Origin of the sequence: Haliscomenobacter sp., assembly GCF_040403615.1 — a bacterium.
In the GTDB taxonomy this organism is placed as follows: Bacteria; Bacteroidota; Bacteroidia; order Chitinophagales; family Saprospiraceae; genus Haliscomenobacter.
The window spans coordinates 1-1,052 of the sequence record NZ_JBBAKG010000275.1 but is presented as its reverse complement, the minus strand read 5'-3'; the positions used below and the strand labels follow the sequence as shown (position 1 = coordinate 1,052).

Genomic DNA, 1,052 nt, shown 5'->3' with positions numbered 1-1,052 from the left:
AAAGAAAATGTCTTTTAGCGAACTTATTGATGGCGACAAGCCCGTTTTGGTGGACTTTTTTGCGGAATGGTGCGGCCCGTGCAAGGCCATGGCCCCAATTTTGCAAGAATTGGCCAATAAAATTGGAGACAAAGCCTCGATCATCAAGATTGACATAGATAAAAATCCGGCATTGGCCCAAAAAATGGGCATTCAGGGCGTCCCGACTTTTGTGCTGTACAAAAAAGGGGAAGTGAAATGGCAGCGTTCTGGAATGCAATCTGCCCATCAGTTGGCGGTGGTGATTGATCAAAATGCTTAGATCAGTGGTCGAAAGATTTAAATTGGGTGATTCATACTTGCATGAATTCCTTATTTTGCAGGCAAAATGGGCAATGAATTCCCTGTTTTAATCTTAAAATCACAAGCATGTACAGCCGTCCAACTTCAGGATACCGAACCGCTATTTTTCACATTGTTGTAATGTTTTGGTTCTCTTTTTTTTCTCAACCACTGCTGCAGGCTCAGGAAGACTTCAAAGGTTTTTTGAAAAATAAGGAAGGATTTAAGTTGGAACCATTTGCGCAGCTTCAATTGTGGAGCGTTTATAGCATGAACCAAAAAGTATACAACACCCAAACCAAAGGATACGATGATGTTGACAACCGACTCAATTTTTTGATACGTCGGGGACGCATCGGTTTTAGAATGCAACCCTATAACAACCTCAAAGCTACGGTGGTCTTTGCCTTTGATGCCGTTGGGCGGGATGTTGAAAGTGGGGTCTTTGGGGCTGGAAATAACGGGGCTATTCCTTCGGTGGGTATTTTTGACGCCTTTATGGAGTGGCGACTCAAAAAAGGCAGTGAAAAATTGTTTTTGGTTGCGGGCTATTTTCGGCCCCAAATCAGCCGCGAAAGCATCACTCCCGCTTGGCAAGTAGGGAGCATGGAAAAAGCAGCAAGTCAAAACTATCTCCGCCAGCACATTGTAGTTGTGAATTCAGGTCGTTCGGTAGGCTTGAATCTAGGAGGTTTGCTCCAAAATCAAACCGGAAAAGTTTATTTCAATTA

General features: G+C 43.5%; 1 protein-coding gene and 1 pseudogene. Both read left to right on the top strand.

The genetic code is table 11. The features are described from left to right. A partial coding sequence (gene trxA / locus ABW391_RS29540) for a thioredoxin (RefSeq protein WP_353485493.1) occupies nt 1-301 on the top strand: 301 nt, incomplete at its 5' end. Between the two features lie 107 nt (nt 302-408). Continuing rightward, nucleotides 409-1,052 (top strand): annotated as a pseudogene (locus ABW391_RS29535) (hypothetical protein); the annotation flags it as partial.